This window comes from Enhydrobacter sp. (assembly GCF_030246845.1).
Classification (GTDB): Bacteria; Pseudomonadota; Alphaproteobacteria; order Reyranellales; family Reyranellaceae; genus Reyranella.
Genome location: NZ_CP126889.1, coordinates 3807044 through 3826020 on the forward strand (window position 1 = coordinate 3807044; position 18977 = coordinate 3826020).

Annotated in this window: 14 protein-coding genes; 8 read left to right on the top strand and 6 right to left on the bottom strand. The window is 62.1% G+C overall.

Going from position 1 to position 18977, the window contains the following annotated elements; genetic code table 11:
• Positions 1-8 precede the first annotated feature (8 nt).
• From OJF58_RS19025 to OJF58_RS19035, 3 genes are all read right to left on the bottom strand, one after another.
• Positions 9-1313: an O-antigen ligase family protein gene (locus OJF58_RS19025; RefSeq protein WP_300779326.1), complete on the bottom strand. Its 1305-nt coding sequence runs from the start codon at positions 1311-1313 to the stop codon at positions 9-11.
• A complete protein-coding gene (locus OJF58_RS19030; protein ID WP_300779327.1) occupies positions 1306-3537 on the bottom strand; it encodes a polysaccharide biosynthesis tyrosine autokinase in 2232 nt (743 codons plus the stop codon). Before OJF58_RS19030 ends, OJF58_RS19025 begins: the two co-directional genes overlap by 8 nt.
• A 293-nt stretch (positions 3538-3830) precedes the next feature.
• Positions 3831-5033 carry a glycosyltransferase gene (locus OJF58_RS19035; protein WP_300779328.1) on the bottom strand — a complete coding sequence of 401 codons (1203 nt, stop codon included), beginning with the start codon at positions 5031-5033 and terminating at the stop codon, positions 3831-3833.
• A gap of 347 nt (positions 5034-5380) precedes the next feature.
• Between OJF58_RS19035 and OJF58_RS19040 the strand changes: the two genes are divergently transcribed.
• Together OJF58_RS19040 and OJF58_RS19045 are read left to right on the top strand one after the other, a co-directional pair.
• Positions 5381-6436, top strand: coding sequence for a hypothetical protein (locus tag OJF58_RS19040; RefSeq protein WP_300779329.1), 1056 nt, complete (start codon positions 5381-5383; stop codon positions 6434-6436).
• Positions 6433-8124, top strand: a complete 1692-nt coding sequence (locus OJF58_RS19045; protein WP_300779330.1) for a hypothetical protein — start codon at positions 6433-6435, stop codon at positions 8122-8124. The genes OJF58_RS19040 and OJF58_RS19045 overlap by 4 nt, the downstream gene beginning before the upstream one ends.
• 61 nt (positions 8125-8185) lie before the next feature.
• Here OJF58_RS19045 and OJF58_RS19050 read toward each other — a convergent pair whose 3' ends face one another.
• Positions 8186-9286: a glycosyltransferase family 1 protein gene (locus tag OJF58_RS19050; RefSeq protein WP_300779331.1), complete on the bottom strand. Its 1101-nt coding sequence runs from the start codon at positions 9284-9286 to the stop codon at positions 8186-8188.
• Positions 9287-9521: 235 nt separating this feature from the next.
• Between OJF58_RS19050 and OJF58_RS19055 the strand changes: the two genes are divergently transcribed.
• The 6 genes from OJF58_RS19055 to tnpB all read left to right on the top strand — a co-directional run bounded on the left by OJF58_RS19055 (position 9522) and on the right by tnpB (position 16809).
• Entirely contained in the window at positions 9522-10862 is a 1341-nt protein-coding gene (locus OJF58_RS19055) for a hypothetical protein (protein ID WP_300779333.1), read from the top strand.
• Positions 10863-10927: 65 nt separating this feature from the next.
• Positions 10928-12142: a glycosyltransferase family 4 protein gene (locus OJF58_RS19060; RefSeq protein WP_300779334.1), complete on the top strand. Its 1215-nt coding sequence runs from the start codon at positions 10928-10930 to the stop codon at positions 12140-12142.
• Between the two features lie 124 nt (positions 12143-12266).
• Positions 12267-13265, top strand: a complete 999-nt coding sequence (locus OJF58_RS19065) for a hypothetical protein (protein ID WP_300779336.1) — start codon at positions 12267-12269, stop codon at positions 13263-13265.
• Positions 13266-13606: 341 nt separating this feature from the next.
• Positions 13607-15067: an exopolysaccharide biosynthesis polyprenyl glycosylphosphotransferase gene (locus tag OJF58_RS19070; protein ID WP_300779337.1), complete on the top strand. Its 1461-nt coding sequence runs from the start codon at positions 13607-13609 to the stop codon at positions 15065-15067.
• Between the two features lie 591 nt (positions 15068-15658).
• Positions 15659-16261: a transposase gene (locus OJF58_RS19075; RefSeq protein WP_300779338.1), complete on the top strand. Its 603-nt coding sequence runs from the start codon at positions 15659-15661 to the stop codon at positions 16259-16261.
• The gene (gene tnpB / locus OJF58_RS27175) at positions 16258-16809 is read left to right on the top strand and encodes an IS66 family insertion sequence element accessory protein TnpB (RefSeq protein ID WP_366526782.1); all 552 of its coding nucleotides are present in this window, start codon (positions 16258-16260) and stop codon (positions 16807-16809) included. Before OJF58_RS19075 ends, tnpB begins: the two co-directional genes overlap by 4 nt.
• Here the strand turns inward: tnpB and OJF58_RS19085 are convergent.
• Together OJF58_RS19085 and OJF58_RS19090 are read right to left on the bottom strand one after the other, a co-directional pair.
• Positions 16769-17875, bottom strand: a complete 1107-nt coding sequence (locus OJF58_RS19085; RefSeq protein WP_300779339.1) for an IS110 family transposase — start codon at positions 17873-17875, stop codon at positions 16769-16771. The two genes, tnpB and OJF58_RS19085, sit on opposite strands and share 41 nt — an antisense overlap.
• A gap of 759 nt (positions 17876-18634) precedes the next feature.
• Complete coding sequence (locus OJF58_RS19090; RefSeq protein WP_300779341.1) at positions 18635-18907, bottom strand: hypothetical protein; 273 nt, start codon at positions 18905-18907, stop codon at positions 18635-18637.
• Positions 18908-18977: the final 70 nt, after the last annotated feature.

Sequence of the window (18977 nt, forward strand, 5' to 3'; positions counted from 1 at the left end):
GCAGAGTTTCATCCGATCAGGTCCCTTGTGGCCGGCCTCACGGCCAGTTGGTGACGCGGCCGGGTTCGCACGGGAGGCCTGGCCCGAGGCGCGGTCTGCCGTCCAAAAGATCGTAACGGCGATACCACGAGCCAGAACGTCATGAGCAGGATATTGACCTGGAGGAAGTACGACTCGAAAAGGAAGATGCCGAGGAGATAGGCGGCCAGCCAGGCTTCAACCGGACGGCAGGCCGTGAACACCCGAGCAGCCGTTCTGGCGAGCCGAACGGCGACGAGAAGCATCAGTGGAATGCCGCCCATCAAGGCAAGCTCGAGGTACGCATTGTGTGTGGCGCTCGTACCAGTGGCGATCTCGAGCGGATCGACGTAGGCAGAGCCCATTCCAAGCGGATTCTGCAGCATGAAGTTGAAACTTGTCGCGATGGTCCACCAGCGATCGCTGGCGTTGACAGAGATGCTGCCGGCGTCGAGGAACCGCTCGAGCAGGACGCCATTGCCCCAGTCCGACCCGAGCCCGCCGATCGTAAGGATCCCGAGAACGGTCACGGCCCCGGCAAGCACGAGTGGGAGGCGAATGCCGCGTGCGTGAGACCAGAGCCAATATCCGACGAGTGCCGACGATATCAACAGAGGGCCTCGCGACTTCGTAAGGTAGAAGGTGGCGCCCATCAGCGCCAAGGCCATCACGATGGACCAGCGCGGTGCCCTTCCTTCCTCGATCGCGCCGATGAGAACTGGAACGCCGACCAGCACGCATCCGGCCGCGCTGTTTGGATGCCCGAAGATCCCGTACGCCCTGTAGATGAAGTCGTGAATGTCCTTGCCGTTGTAGATGGCGAGATCAACGAGTTGATCGATCGGCAAATCTTCCGGTGAGAACGTCAAAAAGTCGTGGAGCACCGTCAGCAAGGAGAGCACGACGCCTATCAGAAGACCGTACAGCAAGCGCAGCCGCAGCCTCGGCGTTTCGGCGAGGACCGTGACCAGATAGGCCGAACAACCGCAAAGGATCCAGCGGATGAGCACTCTCTGAACCGGCGGATCAGGGATGCCGGCGAGGGCGTAGATCTCCATGAAGACCCACGGCACGGTCGTCGCCCAAACGAGCAGGATGCCGCGGATGGCCGGATGCAGCCGGGCGGATCTCAGCACGGCCAAGACGAGCAGACCGGCGCCAAACAGGTTTAGCAAGTCCGTTGTCCGCGGTCCGCTTCCATCGGCGACGCCGGGCATAAGGAAGCTGGGAAAAGTGACGAAAACGCCCGCCAACAACGCGCCGAAGGCGGCCGCCCTCGACGAGCCTCTATCCATCGCGGATGGCCTGCTCGGCCGTGCCGATCATAGCGGGCGCACGGGCCGGCACGATGTAAGCTGGGTGGTATTTCGAATGCTTCCGCATATCGACCTGGTTGAGGACGACGCCGGCAAGATTGCAGTTCTGGTACGAGAGGTCCTCCATCTGCTCGCGCGCGAGCCTCCAGGGCGTCTTGTTCCAGCCCACGATGAACAGGCACTCGTCCGCCATCTGCGCCAGGAAGCTTGCATCGGCCACGGTGGCGCTCGGCGGCGAGTCCAGAATGAGGAGGTCGTATCCGGTGCGAAGCTTCGCCAGCAGCGTCGCCATTTCCGGAAGGCAGAGCAGGTTCGCTGCGTAAGGCGCGAGCTGGCCGCCCGTGATGTAGTCGAGCGAAGTAAGGGTATCTTTGCGGATCACCTTGCTCAGTTCGAGACGGTTCTGGAGTAAGTCCGTCAAGCCAGGCCCTATCTTCGCGCCGAACGCGCCATGCAGCGCCGGGCGACGCAGGTCGCAGTCGATGATGATGACGCGCCGGCCGGCAAGCGCTGCGAGACGGGCCAGCGCGATCGCAAGGGACGTCCGTCCTTCCCGGGGCTGCGCTGACGCAACCAGGATCGCGCGCCCCAAATTGCGCGGGCCCAGGAAGCGGGACAAGATGCTCCGGATCGACTCCGTGAATTGCGATTGCGGGCTGTCGATCACCTGCGTAAGCACGGCGGTCTTGGCGCCGAGCTTCGGGATGACCCCCAGCGCCCGAGCGGTAAGGAGGGGTTGCACTTCCTGGGAGCTGCGTATGGTCTCGCCGGTTCGCTCGAGCAGCAGCGCGCAGATGCTGGACAGCGCGACGGAGACCACGAAGGCAAACCCGAGGAACGGGAGCAGCGGCGGGAACGACGGCCGGGTCGGAACGTCCGCCTGCGCAAGGACGTAGGAGTCCGCGATCTGCAGGGCGCGCTGGGATGCAAGCTGGTTGTACTGCGTCAGGAATGTATTGAGGATGCTTCGATTGACCTCGGCTTCCTGTTCGAGCGAAGCGAGTGTAACTTTGGCGCTGCCCGCTTTCTGGATCTGGTCTTTCAGGTTGGCGATGGACTGGACGAGCTGGGCTTCGCGCTCCGTCTGGACCGCCAGGTCGCTTGCGACGGAGCGAACGACGTTGGCGATCTCCGCCTTCAGTTGCCGCTCCCCATCGGCAATGCTCGCCTCGATCTGCCGCAGCTTGGGATAGGACGGCCCATAGGTGGCGATCAGTTGCGACCGCTCCTCTTTCAGGAGGGAAAGCTGCTTGCGCAACTGCTGGATGACAGGGCTTGCCAAGACGTCGGAAAAGGAATTCGGGTTGGCGCGAATCTCGCTCAGACGCGCCTCGGCCTCCTGACGCTTTAGCCGTACCGAGACCAGCTCGCGGTTGGCCTCGCTCAGTTCCTGCGTGTAAAGAAGGGTCTCGCGGCCTTGGACGATGCCTTGCTGGAGTTGTGCCTGGTTTCTGTAGCGCTCGACGGCGTCGTTGGCTTCGCGGACCTTCATCTGCAGCCTGTACAGTTCCCCCTTCAGAAAGTCGCTAACCTTGGTCGGCACGGCAACGCGGTTCTCCATCTGGGTTTCCAAATAGAGACCGACGAGCACGTTCAGGATTTCACTTGCAAGCTCGGGGTTCTCGGACGTGTAGGTGGCCTTCAACACTTGCGAGCGGCCGACTGGCATAACGCGAAGATGCTTCAAAAAGATGTCTGTCGCTTCGGTGAGGACCGAATCGCCGTCGCTCGGACCCTTGCGCGTCGGCAGAAGGAGCTCGACGAAGGCCATGACCGCTGCCTTCGTCTGCCGCCACCGCGACCGCAACGAGCCATCGTTTGGGATGATGCGCGGGTTGAATTCCGGGTTCGTCAGCAGATTGAGCCGGTTGATTGTCCGCTGGACGAGCGTACGCGAGCGCAGCGCTTCCGCTTGCGTGAGCACTGCCTGGGAATCGGTCGGCAAGCGGGACAGGACTGCGGCAATGTCCGCGCCCTCGCGTCTTTGCTCGACCACGATCTCGGATTCCGCCGTGTACCAAACCGGCAAGAGGACAAGCACGGTCGAGAACAGCCCGAACAGGATGACGCTCGATACCGCGATCAGCCACTTCCGCCGCCAGATGCTGGCCCAGATTCGCGCAGTGGACACCCCAAGGCGGCCGTCGGCTTCATTGTACAACCGGTAGTCGATGCGCGAAGAACCGTCCATATCGAAAGCCATCAAGTTAGGGCTGAGACGACTCCAGCCATCGAAGCAGCTTTGGAAGTACAGAGTCGTAGGGCATTTCCACTGGGCGTGATTGTGTCAACGGCGTGACACAGCGGGCTGAAGCGTCCGACGATCGGCGCAATAGCAGGCGCGGATTTCGATGCTGACGGCGCGGTCGGCGTCGGGTCTCCGGCCACTACCCAGGCGCGAGCGCCAGATTGAAATATTGCAATTACTGATCCCTCCACTCGGTTGGGCCAAGTCCATCGTCGCCGCAGAGGCCGATAGGCAACCACCCCGCATCTCTATCGAGGCAGGCTCGGCAGAAGAACATCCGGCTCGGTATCGGAGTATATGGCTGACGCACCGAAGCCGATTCCATGGCGGCTGACCACGCTGTGAAGCTGCTCTCTAAAACGCTCGGATCGGAACTTGTTCGCGTTCGCCCGGCAGTCCTTGGGGTCGATCGGCACTGCAAGGTTTTCAAAGCGCTCGATCGCCTCCAGGAGTGAAGCCGGTGTCTGCTCGTAGAAGAAGCAGCCGGTAGGCCGCCCGACCTCGAGGCCTCGCACGGTTTCGAGCGCCCCTCCTTGCCCGAACGCGATCACGGGCGTGCCGCAGGCCTGGGCCTCGATGGGCGCGATCCCGAGGTCTTCGTTCGCAGCGAAGATGAAGGCCCGCGCCTTCCGCAGGAGCTCTCGAACCTCGCCGTCCGTCCTGCGGCCGAGAAAACGGATGTTGGGTGCATGGCGGGCCCGTTCCCTCAACGAAGGCAGCTCCGGCCCATCGCCGGCAATCACCAGCTCGCTCCCGGATCTGCTCAGGAACGCATCGACCAGCAGGTCGACCCGCTTGTATTGCACGAGTCGTGAGCACGTGAAGTAGTATCCTGCCTTTTCTTCGGTAAAGGTGAAGTCCTCGATGCGGACAGGTGGGTAGAGCACCTCCGCCTGCTTCCCGTAGGTCTTGCGTATGCGTCGCGCCACGTTGCTCGAATTCGCGAGCCAGACGTCCACGTTGTTCACAGTTCGCAGGTCCCACAAGCGGAGCCAATGTAGGACCAAACGAGCGGCGGCGCCCTTCAGCCCGCGATCGAGCTGCTCGAGCCGGAGATAATCGTGCTGCTGGTGCCAAGCATAGCGCAGAGGTGTATGGACGTAGGCGATGTGCAGTTGATCGGGTCCGGTGATGACGCCTTTGGCGACTGCCCAACTGCTCGAGATCACCAAATCATAGTCCGACAGGTCCATCTGCTCGATGGCCAACGGCATCAAGGGAAGATAGCGACGGAAGTGCTTGCGAGCGCCAGGCAGCTTCTGGATGAAGGTCGTAGTTACAGCCTTATTGAGAACTATGCCCCGATCGTCGTCAGACAGCATATCGACAACGGCAAACAGGTCGGCGTCGGGAAAGCACGCGATCAATTCGTGTAGAACGCGCTCCGCGCCGCCGGGCTTGTCAAACCAGTCGTGCACAATCGCGACCCGGCGCGGAAAGACTTGCCCCATCCCCTCTCTACTCCCCGCCGAATCGTACGCGTTTTCACCGAATGTAACTGTGTCAACCACGTGACCCGGCGACTTGGAACAAGGCGATCGAAAGCGACAGCAGGCGAGCATTCGCAACCGACGACCATCGACGACAGAGTTACCCCATTGGGACTACCTTGGTGGGCAGCCATGCAGCGCTTTCGGCCCCGATGTAGAGCTGCGTCGGCGAAAGGCGGCGGCAATGCCTGCGAGGGCGGGACACGCTCCGAACGAAAGTTCTGGTTACGGATTTGTCACGATTGCGCTCCGGTCATCGCCGGGAGCGCAGATATAATGACGCATCTATGCTGCGCTCGGAGCAGGCGATGTCTATCGAGTTCACCAAAGTTGAAACATCGACTCGACAGGGGTTCTACGACACGCTGCTGACGTTCTGGGATCAGCGTTGGGAAAAGCAGTTCCAGCAGGAGTTTCTTGCTTGGCGATATGTACACCGGACGGATGGCGAAACGCTGGTCGCCATGTCCGGCTCCAAGTGCATCGGCCTGATAGACACTTTCATCCGTCCCTACTGCATTGGGGGACAGGAAATACCCGTGCGCGAGCCATGCGATTGGTATTGCCTCCCCGGCAACCGCGGCGTTGGCATGCGCCTCATGAAGTTCCTCATCGCCCAAGGGGAGCCGCTGCTGGGGGTGGGGCTGCCAAAGGCGGCGGTCGCAATCGCGCCGCGGCTGAACTGGACGCATCTGCTCGATGCGCATGACTTCATCCTGCCGATCACCGCGCGCCGCATGGCCGGGGCCGTGCTGCGCAAAGCAAGGCTGGGCGACGGGTCGATCGCAAAGTATCTGCCGCGCAGTATCCGCCTTCGGCCGACCGCGGCATGGACGAGGCATCGGGAGGTCGACGGGGAGGTCGAGGATCTCAGCCCCGATGAGTGGCCCGGCGAAGATTGGCCCGGCGCCGGCAGCCGCAGCGGATATGCCGTGGCACCCGTCCTCACCAAGAGCTACGTCCGGTGGCTGACATCGGGCCCGCCTTCGCTGGGCAAGGTGTTCTGCCTCGCGTTCCGCATCAAAGGTGCGCTGGTCGGGCTCACGATCTGCCGCATCGAAGCAAGCAAGATCGGCCGCAAGGCCAGACTCATCCATCTGCACTCATCCGAGCTGAACGAGAGGACGTTGCGTTGGATGATCGCAGAGAATGTTCATCGCGCGGTCGAGCTCGATGCCGAGAGCGTCCATTGCCGGTCGTCATGTTCGACGACGAAGGCCGCGCTTGCGTCGCTTCACTTCCTTCCCACAGCGAGCGAGGCCGTGATGGTGGGGTTCAATGGCCGGTCGATACCATCCGGTCCTGTGAACATCACTTACCTTCGTGGTGACGACGCCATGATTCCTTCACTGATCGCTGAATGAGCCTGGAGGAGATTAGTTCGGTCCGCTTCGGCGTCTACTTGCAGGGCCGAGGCCTGCGGGACTGGGAATGGAAGTCTGTCGAGCTGCTCCGGGGGGACGGCGCAAGCTGCCTGTTCATCATCGCGCCACCGGATGCAGCGCCCCGTCGCTCGAAGGTTGCGCGTGCCTTGGACGACTTGATCCTTCGGATCGCAGACCTGCCGGCCGGGTCCCGCGCAGAACTCGGGGAACCGGACCCTGAGCGGTATCGGCCATCGACGGTATGCACAGTCGAGCGCACCATCGCGGCTCAGGCGACTCTGTCCCCGGCGCAGCGGCGGGAGCTTTCGGCCCACCGCTTGAAGTTCATCCTGTTCTTCGGTGGCGGCGAGATTCCCGACGGTTTGGCCGGTTGCGCCGAGCTGGGGGTTTGGCGGTTCACGCGATCGTCGGGAGCCGCCGGGGAATACCCTTTCATCCACGGCCTGCACCGGAGAGATGACGTCGTCAGCTTCGGACTGGAGCAGATCGGGGATCAGGCGGACCACCGACGTGTCTTGCTCAACGGGCACTTCCGTGCGCGCGGGGAGCGCAATCGGACGGTTGTCGCCCAGGTTCTGTCAGAGGCTGGCCGATGGCCCCTCCGTGCACTGAAGCATGGCCTGCTCAACGGGGAGCTACCCTGCTCCATGGAGAGCGACCGTGCCGACGGCGGGCCCCGAAGCTCGCCGGTGCTGCTTGTGTCCTTGTTGGCGCGCGACATTCTCCAGCGGCTGTCATCGAAGCTGGCGTCCTACCTCGTCCTCGAGACCTGGAACGTCGGCTTCGTGCGGATGAACTTCCAGGCCTTGCTGGCCGGCGCGCCCTTATCGGATGTCTCGCTGCTCCCGCGGCGTGAGTTGGGTCGCTACATCGCAGATCCGTTCATCTTGTCGACGACGCCGGAGCTCACTCTTCTGGCCGAGGACTACACCGATTTCGGGGTCGGGCGGATTTCGGAAGTGACGGTCCGCGAGCCGTTCGGGACGCCTGAGGTTGGCCTGAAGGTTCGCCTGGAATCCAGGCATCACATGTCCTACCCATTCCTGTTCCGAGAAGAGGGGATCACCTACTGCCTCCCGGAATGCCATCAGAGCAATGCGTCGCTGCTCTACCGCTACGATGCGGGTAAGCTCACGCCCGTCACCGATCTCGTGACGGGCGTGCGAGTGACCGACGGTACAATTCTGTTTCACGACGGACTCTACTGGCTGTTTTGTGGCCTCGAGAACGACAACGACCAGGTCAACCTTCACCTGTTCTTCTCGAAGACCCTGCGCGGGAACTGGTCGCCCCATCCCCTGAACCCGGTCAAGACCGATGTGCGCTCTTCCCGCTCGGCGGGTCCGGTGATCGTGCACGACGGGGCGCTGTTCCGGCCGGCCCAGGACTGCTCGAGGTCCTACGGGTATGGACTGGCGATAAACCGCATCGACCGCCTGACCGTCACCCGCTTCGAAGAAACGCTCATCACCACCATTCGGCCGGAGGCGATATCACGGTCCTGCAAGGGACTGCATACGCTCTCGTTTGCGGGCGATCTGATGGTGATCGACGCGAAGTTCCATCTGATCGGCTTCGAGCCGATCCTGGTCCGGGCCCTGCGTCGAATGAAGCGCATGACTGGACGCCTGTCCCGCACCATCCGGTTATGGTCACAATCGGCTTGACTGTGTGATCCAGAATGTGACGGTGCAGCTCGCCGGGCATTGGGCGAGGCGACTGGCTGCCTCAGGCCTGCTGTTCGGCAATTTCGAGGACCTTGCTGGCGCTGCGCTCCCATGAGAACTGCCGAACCCGCTCGCTTCCGCGCGCGATCAGCTTGGCCCGCAAAACGTCATCCGCCATCAGCAGACGGATGTTGGCTGCGACCGTATCGGGACGGTCGGGATCACAGTACAGAGCCGCATCTCCGCATACCTCCGGCATGGGGGCGGCATGCGAGACGATCACCGGGCAACCGCAAATCATTGCCTCCAGAGGCGGCAGCCCGAATCCTTCGTATCGGGATGGGAACACCAGGCAGAGCGCGCTTTGATAGAGAGCCTTGATTGCCGCGTCCGAAAGATGATCCAGGAAAACGGCGTTGGTTACGGGAACCGTATTCGAGGCCGAGAATGCCCGCGACTTGCCGCCTCCCGCAATGACGAGGATTGGACAGCCGTCGAGCAGGGCGATCGCCCGCTCGACGACCGCCAGGTTCTTGCGCCCCGACCGGCCGCCTACGGCAAGGATATAGCCCTGTTGAGACAGCCCCAGATGGTCGAGCACACTGCGGTCCGGCTCGAGAGGGAGGAAGTGCTGCGAGGCGAGCGGAACCACCGTGATGCGATCGGCTGAAATCCTGAAATGCCGTGCGACCTCGTCCGCGGCGAAGGACGAATCACTGATGAAACGTGCCGACGTTCGGCGCAAGCCAGCATACAGGCCGCGGTACCAAGCCCGGTAGGTCCACTTGAAGTCGCCGGGGTATTCCATGATGGCGGCGTCGTGGATGGCCACCAACTGGCGAGGATGCAGCAGTGGTGCCGAGTTCGTCAGGCTGATCAGAACGGCATCGCGCGCGATGCGCGGGAGCTCGATCTGCTCCCACAAATGACCGGCAAGACGGCCGGCCCGCTCGATCTTCAATATTTTGAGTCCAGACGGCAGCGCCTCTTCGGGGACATCTGGCGGCGCCCACAAGGTCACGGGCGAGAACGCAGCGCGTCCGGTGTGCAAGAGCACGCGATCCATCGCCAGAATCAGCTCGCGGGCGAATCGCTGCACTCCCGAGATCGGCTGGGCAAGGAAACGTCCGTTGATGGCGAGCGCTATCGGGTTCTTGGCCAATCCCACCTTCGGTCGACTGACCGCTCCAAGGTCCGCAATGCCTGGCACACGACACGCAGCAGCAAATGCGGCGCGTTCGGCCACACAAGTCACTACCCCGAGTTGCCTGTCGTGGGCGGTGAGATGATGGTGACATTGTCGAAATTGTTTGGCGCAGGCTGCAGTCGAATTGTAAGAGCATGCTCATGCTTGATCATGTGAACTAGCCGGTCGTGGGCCGATGGGGAGGAGGCCGATGAGCGGGTTCGTCCGGCGATCCTCGCCTGCGGTGAAACCGGCAAAGAACAGGATGAACAGGCGAGCGTTCTCGGTCTTGGCGCTCGGCGCCGGAGCTTCGACGTTGATGCCTGGCGGTCACCCGTCCGCTGCGCCCGGTCGTGTCTCTGCCTTCGTCGATTTTTCGTCTCCGGTCGCGTGCCGGTCGATGAACGGCTTCCTGAACAGCATCCGCTACCCCAATCCGCCGTCCGAACGCATCAGGCCTCTGCAGCCGAAGCTCTGGCGATCGAACGACCTGAGGCAGTACGAAGCCATCCAGTCATGGGGCGCCAAGTTCGAGGGGCCTCTGTCCGACGGGTGGGGCTATCCGCTCAATGGGAACTGGAAGCCACCGTACGAAAATGTCGCTGCTTGGGAAGCTTTCGTACGGCGGATCGCCGAGCTGTCGCGGGGCAAGGAGATCTGCTGGGACATCTGGAACGAACCGGACACTGGCGGAAGCTGGCGCGGAAGCCGAGAATTGTTCTTTGCGACTTGGATACGGGCGGCCAAGGTCCTGAAGGAGACACTGGGTCCGGATACCAAGGTCGGCGGGCCCAGCGTGTCGTCGTTTCAGCCGGCGTTCTTCGAAGCGTTTCTGTCCAGTTGCTTGCGCGCCCGATGCGAGGTCAATTTTCTCTGCTGGCACGAGCTCGAGCCGTGGTCGGACATCGCGCTGGTTGAGAAGAACGTTCGGTACGCGCGGGCAGCGTATGTCGAGAATGGTCGGTTCCACGCATTGAAGCTGAACGAAATCCACGTGAACGAGTACGTCGGCGAGGTCGATCAGTACCGGCCGGCAGAACTGCTCGCCTTTCTGTTCTATCTCGAGCGTGGCGGCGCAGACTATGCCGCCCGATCGTGCTGGGGCATTCACTGCGAGGACAACTCGATCGACGGCCTCATCGATCCTCGTACGCAGGAGCCGCGCGCTCCCTGGTGGGTGCACGCCTACTACGCCGCCGGCTGGGAGCGGCGCGTGCGTGCGGGCTCGGACTTCGGGCATGTCGTCTTGATCGGCCAGGCGCTGCCTGCCGGAGCCAATCGCGTGCAGGTTCTGGTCGGGTATTATGGTCATGAAGGTGCCACGGCGCAGGGCTTGCCTGTCGTCGTTCGCCTGTCCGGCCTTTCCAGCGTCGCCAAGAGCCGCAGAGTTGGCATCGAGGCGCTGCGGATACCCGATGCCGGTGCGCGGACGATCGGCACCCTTCCGGTCGCATATCACAAGACATTGGATGTCCTCGACGACCAGGTTTCGCTCGAGCTCGAAAACATTGGACTCCATGAGGTTTATGCCATCCGCATCGAGGAGGCTTGAGTGAGCCCGACCGTCAGATCGGAGGATCAGTGAGCGAACAGGCTCCTTGTGCGAGATCGCTCTCGGTGCTGATCGTGAACAGCTTGTACGCTCCGTTCGTCGTCGGTGGCGCGGAGGTCGTGACCGAGATGCTTGCAAATACGCTGGCGGAACAAGACCACCGCATTTCGGTCGTGACCAGTTGCTCCCGAGACCAGGATTTCGACGTCGAACGGCGGAATGGCGTCGACGTATATCGGTTCTTTCCGGAGAATCGCTGGTGGCTCTACGAGCGCTTCGCGCCCGGTGATCGAAGATCTGCGATCGACAAGGTCCGCTGGCGGGTCACGGACGCCTGGAACCGGGATGCCGGCGAGAAGTTCGGCCAGATCCTGGATCAGGTCCGGCCCGACGTCGTGCACACGCACAACATCAAAGGCCTGTCGCCGGTCATCTGGCATGTTGCGCAGCGGAAGGGCATCCCCGTCGTCCATACGGCCCACAGCTACGAGCTGATCTGTGCCGACGGCTCGCTCCTCGGTCGGAATGGCGAGAGCTGCGCTCCGCAGTCGCGCTGCATGGTTTGCAGGTTCCACGGTGCGTGGTATCGCAAGCAGGCGGCCGCCATCGACGTCTTCTGCAGCCCCTCGCAATACCTCTTGCAGGCGCATGCCAAGGCCAGTGTTGCATTCAAGCGCTCGGCTCACGTTCGGAACGGCGTCGCCCGGGGAGGGCCGCCGCGAATGAACGGACAGCCGGGGGATGATCGTCCGGTCCGCTATCTCTACATGGGGCAGTTGGCGGCCCACAAAGGGATCGATACGCTCGTCCAGGCGGTCCGCTCGGCACGCGGCTCCGTCTTCACGCTCGACGTCGCCGGCCGCGGTGAAGAAGAGGCCAAGCTGAAGGCGCTCGCCGGGATGGATGATCGTGTTCGCTTTCATGGTTTTGTCGACGGCGAACGAAAGGATAGATTGATCTCGAGCGCCGACGTCCTGGTCTTTCCGTCGATCTGGGTCGAGAACGCGCCGATGTCGATCGCGGAGGCGTTCCGCTACGGATTGCCAGTCATCGGCAGCCGTATCGGCGCTATCCCCGAGTTCGTCGAGCACGGCAGCAATGGCCTGCTCTTCGATACCGGGAATGCTGCCTCCCTGGCCGCCTGCATGATGCAGCTCTCTGAGCGGCCGGACGAATTGCGCCGGATGAAGCGGGGTGCTCGCCGGTCGGGAGACTCTTGGCCGACGCCGGAGACCATGTCTTCAGAGTATGTCGACATCTACCGGTCGTTGATCGGATAACTGAGGTTGCACAGGCGCCAAAGACGTTCAGGAAGATGAGTTCTCTCGACCGACGCGATTGACAATGCGATGGGGCGGAACCGCACTCGGGAGGGCGGGGGCCGTAGCTTGGCTCCTGGCCTATTTGTTCGTCCTGACCGGCTGCTTGGACGATCCGCCTGATCCGAAGCAGATCTTCGGCTTTCGCGATGCAACGGACAGCGATCTGTCGGCAGAGGTGGAAGAAGCGATCGACGTAGCGAACGCGGCCCTCGAGCTCGATGGCCGTTTTGTGCTCAGGCCGATGTGGCGCCCTGGCCGGCCACAGCAGGCCCTGCAACAAGTGCCGGTCTATCTGCTACGCCGTCCGAATGCTGCGATCGACGCTGGTACGGCGACACCTGACATGCTCCGCGCATTCCGCGCCGAGCTGGCAAGGACCGTATCCCTTTCGGGATTCGGAAACTGCGCCGAAACAGATCCCTGCGCCGCCGCAATGTATGCCGGCACCCAGATGGGTCGGGCCGCAACGGAAGTATACAATGGTTCAACGGCCATGGATGCGGCCGCCGCCGAAATCAACTGCCGTTGCGTCATGCTGATCGAGGACAATCTGCGGCAGTTCAAGCTCATCTTTGGTCCATCGGATCAGTATGGACAGGCTTTCGCGCCGCTCAGCGGGTATGTTGCCTGGCTTGCGCTGCACGAAGCGGGGCATCTGAACAGAACCTTTCGGCTTGTTCCTGGCGCGCCTTGGGCAGAGCTCTACCGAAGGACGCAGTCCGGGCTTGCCGAGCGACAGCAAGAGGAGATGAGGGCCGATGCCTACGCAGCGTCGCTGCTCGGCCGGGCATGCTTCGCGCAAGTGCCGCAAAGGTTGCACGCGATTGCCGCCCAGGCATGTTACGGATTGACGATGCAGGCCGCGCAGCTCTGGCTTTACGAAGCCTTCGACAAGACCGACGGAGGCTTGCGCCGCCATTACCTGAACGACGGAAGAACGCACCCGAACGTGCTGATGCGTTTGCTTGCCGCCAACGTCGTCATGATGGATGGCCGAGGCAAGTCGGCCGAGTTGCTGACGAAGTTCCTGGAGAAGCGGGAAGTCGTTGCCCAGCGTCTCCCGAAGTCTCCGAATTTGTAGCGCCAGCAATCCCGACACTTCAGGCCGCATCTGGAGGCGCGGCATGAACGATCATGAATGATTTGATCACGGAGGCGTGTTCTTCGCTCCTGTCAGGTTGCGGCGGATTGTTCGCGTAGAAAATCAAGGAGGGCGGCGCTTGGAATTCGCGTCCGAATCAAGGCGCTACCCGATGCAATGCGCGCGCGCCGGAACGTGCTCTTGTGAACTCTTCCTTGGCCCTAACTTTGTCTCAGGATTCGGCCGATGCATATTGCATACTGAAGGCGACAACAACTAAAAGACTGAAGGGGCCGGGGCTACGGCGCTGGGGGCAGCGCCGTACTGATTTGGGTGGGGTTATGGACGGTTCCACATCGACAGGCGAGGCCGTGCGGACGGCCGGCGCCTCCGACGTCGGCGCGGTTGATTTTCGCAGCAGCAGCATCGCATTGGACGAAGGCTCAGCGATTCGCGAGCGGCTTGCCGGCGCCATAGCTGCCGGCCAGCTTGCCTGCTGCGCACTGCTGATTCTCACCGATCTTCTTGATGGCAGGAACATCGGGCCCGTTTCGACGGGCATCTTCACCAACGGCATGCTGCTGCTGTGCGGATTCGCCTTCCAAGTCGGCATGCGGGCGAGGAAGCGAAACATCTACGACGCGAAGGACATGCTTCTCGAAATGGGGCAGCACGGCTTGCAGGTTGCCGCACTCGTCTTCGTTTCGGTCGTCCTTTCGAACTACCTCAACGATGCTTCATGGGAAGAGCTGAAGCCTGCAAGGATGTTCGTTCTCTTGCTGGCGATCGCCTGGAGCGGACCTGTTCTCCTCGCGCTGAGCGATCTCGTCGGCAATCGTGTTGGCAAGCGCTGTGTCGTGGTGTTCGGCGATGGCCAACCAGCCTTTCTGCTCGCTCAGCAGATCCGCCGCGAGATGGCCCGCGCCCGTGTATGTCTCTTTCCCATGGCGCAGCTCTCGCGCTATGCGGGCGGCACGAGGCGCGTCAGCACCCCGATTTATGCAGATCCGAGGCTCGTCGAGCTGGCGCCCGAGGTGGCTGTGATCACGCCTGTCGCCAGCGATGAGACCATGGACCGCCTCGCTGCAAGACTGGCGCCCCTCTCGCTCGACGTCCTGATGCATATCCCGCATGGCGGCCGCTGGGGTCTTGGACAGATGGTCACCTTCGCCGGCATGCCTTTCGTGCGCATTTTTCCGAAGCCGCTGAGGCCCCACCAGGCAGCATTCAAGCGGGCTTTCGACATCGTGGCCAGCTTCTCCCTCATCGTGCTTCTGTCGCCACTGCTGTGCTGCGTTGCCGCCGCGATCAAGCTGGACAGCCGGGGACCAGTTCTGTTCCGGCAGCCGCGAGTGGGGCGCGGAGGTACGCATTTCACGGTGTGCAAGTTTCGCACGATGCGCACCGAAGCGGCGGACGTGCTCGCTGACCAGCCGACCGTCTCCAACGACCCGCGGGTAACCCGCATTGGCGGCTTCCTGCGAAAGTCGAGCATCGACGAGCTGCCTCAGTTGTTCAACGTCCTTATGGGCAGCATGTCCATGGTCGGTCCGCGGCCTCATGCCATGAACGGCAATGCTTTCAGCGTGGTCGTCGCCAACTACCATGCACGCCACCGGGTAAAGCCGGGCATTACAGGGCTCGCACAGGTCTTGGGTTGGCGAGGTCCGGCCGATACCCGGGCCAAGATCGAACAACGCGTCGCATACGATCTTCGCTACATATCGGAATGGTCGTTCGTCCGCGATCTGCTGATCCTCGGCCGAACGATCTTTGCCCTCTACGGAAAAAACGCATTTTGATCGTTCCACGGCATATTCGTCGCAAGGGTTTGCCTGTCGATGGCTGGCTGCCGGCTGCGGCGGCCAACTGACGCTCCAGACCGCGACGAGCTTCCAGTCACGCGACCACCTGTCGGCGAGGTCGATCGCACATCTGCATCCTATTGCGGAAGCCGAAACCAGGCGCGCGAGCGGCGGCGCTCAAAGACGACTACCCGCAAAGGTCGGGGAAATTACTTACCCGCCGGCGGAGAACGTTCGGTGCGGGTGGTTGGCTGTGGAGGCAGTCCGAGTCGAACCCTTCTCCGGGGAAATTCCCTGCTAACAGGGAATTTTACAGGGAATTTGGCAAACCGATTAGACTCTGACAGTCAGAAAGGCCCGTAACGGCTGCCTTTTAGCCGTGGCAGAGCTCACTTCGAGCTGAGACAGAACAGGGAATATTTGTCGACATAACAGGGAATTTCTGGGCCGGAACTGGGAATCCGAAGGCGGCCAACCGGGAGAGAACAATGGCGATCCGGTAAGCGTCCATTCCTCGCACACTTAGCGGCGGCGGGCTGATTGCGATCTGACTTCCACGGCAACGTATGGCCGAGGAAGAGAGGTCGAGTGGGCAACTGGACGATCGTGGGGACGGCGGAAGAACGCGAGGCGTTCTGGCGGTCGCATCATGAGGCGTGGCGACGCAGCAACCTGAACCAACGCGAGTATTGCAAGGCGCATGGGCTTGTTCTGAAGCGCTTCGAGAACTGGCGGTCGAAGTTCAGGGATGAACCGGAGATGCCGCAGAAGCTGCTGTACCGGCGGGGCGGTCGGCCAAGTCATATGACGATTCCTATGACTAAGGAGGCATCGGGCAGCATGGCGGTGCTTGTTGCTGGAGCGGCGGGTCGCCGCAGGTTCAGCGATGAGGACAAGCGGCGGATCGTTGATGAGGCCTCCCAGCCTGGACTCTCGGTCTCGCAAACGGCCCGGCGCTACGGCATTGCCGTGCGGGTGCTGTTCCGTTGGAAAGAGGCTCTGAAGCCACAGCCGGCCTTCGCCTCGGTGCAGGTGACGGACACGATTCCTATTGTTGAGAGTCCAACCTCGCCGTCGACGCCGGGCATCGAGGTTGAGCTGGCGAGCGGCCGACGGGTGCGCTTCGAGCGCGATGCTGATCCGGAGACGGTGCGCCGGCTGGTGGCGATGCTCGAGGGAGAGGGCCAATGAGCCTGCTGCCGTCGGGTGTGAAGATCCACGTGGCGCTGGGCGTCACCGACATGAGAAAGGGCCTCGACGGTCTGGCGATGCTGGTGCAGGGGGTGCTGAAGCAGGATCCCTTCTCGGGCCATCTGTTCCTGTTCCGCGGGCGCAAGGCCGAGCTGCTGAAGATCTTATGGTGGGATGGCACCGGACTGTGCCTGTTCACCAAGAGGCTGGAGCAGAGCCGGTTCTTCTCCTATGGCCTTTGTCAAGGGTTGCGCGCGCCCTTCAGCAATCGCCCTGTCCTGGACGTCTATGATTCGAACGAAGCGATCCGCAAAGGTGAGAACGCCGGGTTACTGCGACGGTCGCTCAGACTCCTATGCGGGGATTGGATACCCCATGATGACGGTGCGTCGGAGGGCTGCCTCGCTCTGGCCACGGACGTCGGCATCGTTGCCTGTCCAACAAGAATTCGAGGATTCCCTCTACCGTGCCGGCGTCCTCGCTGCTGCGGATCGCTGATGGTTGGCCTCAGGGAGCAAGCGGTACTCGCTGCCCGATCGCCCAGATGAAGCCGAGCAGCTCACGAGCGACTGCGGCCGTCGCGACGACCGAGCGCTTGCCTCGGACGGTTAGCCGTCGGTAAGTCTTGTGCAGGCGAAGCTGCGCCTTCCATGCAATGCCGATGATGTCCTGTGACACAGCAGGGCGATGCGTCTTCATCCATATGCCGACGTGCGGCGTCGTCTTGTACTGCCAGGCTGCTTCGCACAGGACTGAGCGCGCGATAGAGCTGCCCGCTTTGGTGATACCGCGAGGCCTAACGGTGCTGCCGCTGCTGTGCTCCCCAGGAGCTAGGCCGAAATAGGCGACCAGCTGGCGTGGATGCTTGAACCGAGCGAAGTCTCCGACCTCGGCGATGACTGTGGCGGCGACAATCGGTCCGACGCCCCTGAGTGCCTGTAACGCTCGCATCTGTCCCGACCAGGGCGAAGCTGCCAGCAGCTCCCGGATCTGGGTCTCCACCTCGGCTTTGCGCGATTCGTCATGCTCAAGTGCGTTGAGATAGGTTTGGAACGCGATCTGTTGCGCTGGATGATCGAAAGTACGGGTACATAGCCAACGTCGATGCCGCGTGCTCCACGGCTTGCCTTCGAAGCGCAAGTCGCGCCGAAGTAGGAATGCTTGGATGCGGATGCGGTCGCGTCTTACATCCTGGCAGGCAGCGTGCCTCGCTCGCACCAGATCGCGCAGTGCCTCGTGTAGCGGGGTGGGTACCCAGACATGGGTAAGCTCGCCGGCACGAAGCAGCCGTGCGAGAGTGATGGCGTCCCGACGGTCGTTCTTGATGCGGTCTCCGGGCTTGCGAGGCGTCAGTGACGGCGCGCAAACGCGACAGGCGAATCCCAATGCGGTGAGCTGTCGCTGCACGTTGTAACCGCACGATCCCGCCTCGTAGACGAACTCGAGGACGCCATGACGGCGCGCAAGAGTGCGAGCGAGCTTGCCGACAGCAGTCGGTGTGTTTTCGATTGTAGTTACATGCCGAACCTCGCCGATCCTTCCGGCATCGGCAACCGCAACGGAGATGGTCTCCTTGTGCACGTCGAGACCAATGAATGCACGAACCTCTTCCATGCTTCTCCTCCTCCTGGCTTGCCCAGCATTCCTGTCGGGCAGCTCACAGCGTGCGCCGTTGGCACGTGCAAAGGCCATGTCATCTGGCCGATGGCAGATGAGGCGACGGGTTCGGTGATGCTGACGCAGGCGCAGCTGTCGATGCTGATTGAGGGTGTCGTCTGGCGCTCACCGGAGAAGCGGTGGCGACCTGCTGTTGCCGGATAGAGATCATGCGGCCGATTGACTCGCGAACACCGATTGCCGTGCGTTGGTAAGTAGGCGGACGTAGCGTGACGGCGTGGAGGTCGATCTTGCTGCTACCGGCCCGTCCAGCGATTCGACCAGCTCGCCGCTCAGCCGATCCTTGGCGGGCTACATCATCGATACTGCCGGACGTAATTCTCGGTAGGGACAGGCGCATGTCGGTCTTCCTTCTCTGGGTTTCGCGACGATCTCTCGCGGCACGAGCAGGAAAGCCGATCGCGCCTCGATAGATAGTCTGCGTGAACCGACCGTCCCGCTGGCGCGAGGCTATTTGCGCTTGCCGGACTCCGCCGTCTTGACGGGTTTGGCGTAGGCGATCGGGAAGGCCGAGGACGAAACGACGGTCTTGGTCTTGGCTTGCTTGGGCTTCTTGAATTCTCGGTTGCCGCGTCGATGTTGAGCCACGGGATTCCTTTCGGGTGGGGGCGCGAGCATGAGGCATTCGCAACAGGCGGACTGCTTTTCCTCGCCGAGTCCGATTCTCATCGTGTTCCTATTGTGCTGCTGGCGGACTCATCGGACGTCGTGCTCCTGCAACAGCGAAGGGACCACACGGCTGAGATGATCCTTTTCTGCTCTGCTCTGTGCGACGGTGCGGTCCGCGACACACTGGTAGTTGGAGGTTTTACGAAGCGCAGCCTTCTGCTCGGCTGAAGTTTTTCGATCTGCATCGATCCGATTGCATCGTTGCTCATGCGCGATGTTGGCCCGGCCATGACCGGCAGCGATTTCGTCGGCCATACGACGGTATGAGGCGGCACGAGCGTCGCTATCGACGGAGATCATTGGCTCTTCTCCACGTGAGTAAGTCTGTACTGCTTCGGGCAATCGAGATAATGCCAGCTTCAAGACGTAT

Bases quoted from the DNA above. Each gene is read 5' to 3' on its own strand.
- tnpB (WP_366526782.1), top strand. From the start codon at position 16,258: ATGAGCCTGCTGCCGTCGGGTGTGAAGATCCACGTGGCGCTGGGCGTC.
- OJF58_RS19040 (WP_300779329.1), top strand. From the start codon at position 5,381: ATGTCTATCGAGTTCACCAAAGTTGAAACATCGACTCGACAGGGGTTC.
- OJF58_RS19085 (WP_300779339.1), bottom strand. From the start codon at position 17,875: ATGGAAGAGGTTCGTGCATTCATTGGTCTCGACGTGCACAAGGAGACC.
- OJF58_RS19055 (WP_300779333.1), top strand. From the start codon at position 9,522: ATGAGCGGGTTCGTCCGGCGATCCTCGCCTGCGGTGAAACCGGCAAAG.
- OJF58_RS19035 (WP_300779328.1), bottom strand. From the start codon at position 5,033: ATGGGGCAAGTCTTTCCGCGCCGGGTCGCGATTGTGCACGACTGGTTT.
- OJF58_RS19090 (WP_300779341.1), bottom strand. From the start codon at position 18,907: ATGATCTCCGTCGATAGCGACGCTCGTGCCGCCTCATACCGTCGTATG.
- OJF58_RS19025 (WP_300779326.1), bottom strand. From the start codon at position 1,313: ATGGATAGAGGCTCGTCGAGGGCGGCCGCCTTCGGCGCGTTGTTGGCG.
- OJF58_RS19045 (WP_300779330.1), top strand. From the start codon at position 6,433: ATGAGCCTGGAGGAGATTAGTTCGGTCCGCTTCGGCGTCTACTTGCAG.
- OJF58_RS19030 (WP_300779327.1), bottom strand. From the start codon at position 3,537: ATGGCTTTCGATATGGACGGTTCTTCGCGCATCGACTACCGGTTGTAC.
- OJF58_RS19070 (WP_300779337.1), top strand. From the start codon at position 13,607: ATGGACGGTTCCACATCGACAGGCGAGGCCGTGCGGACGGCCGGCGCC.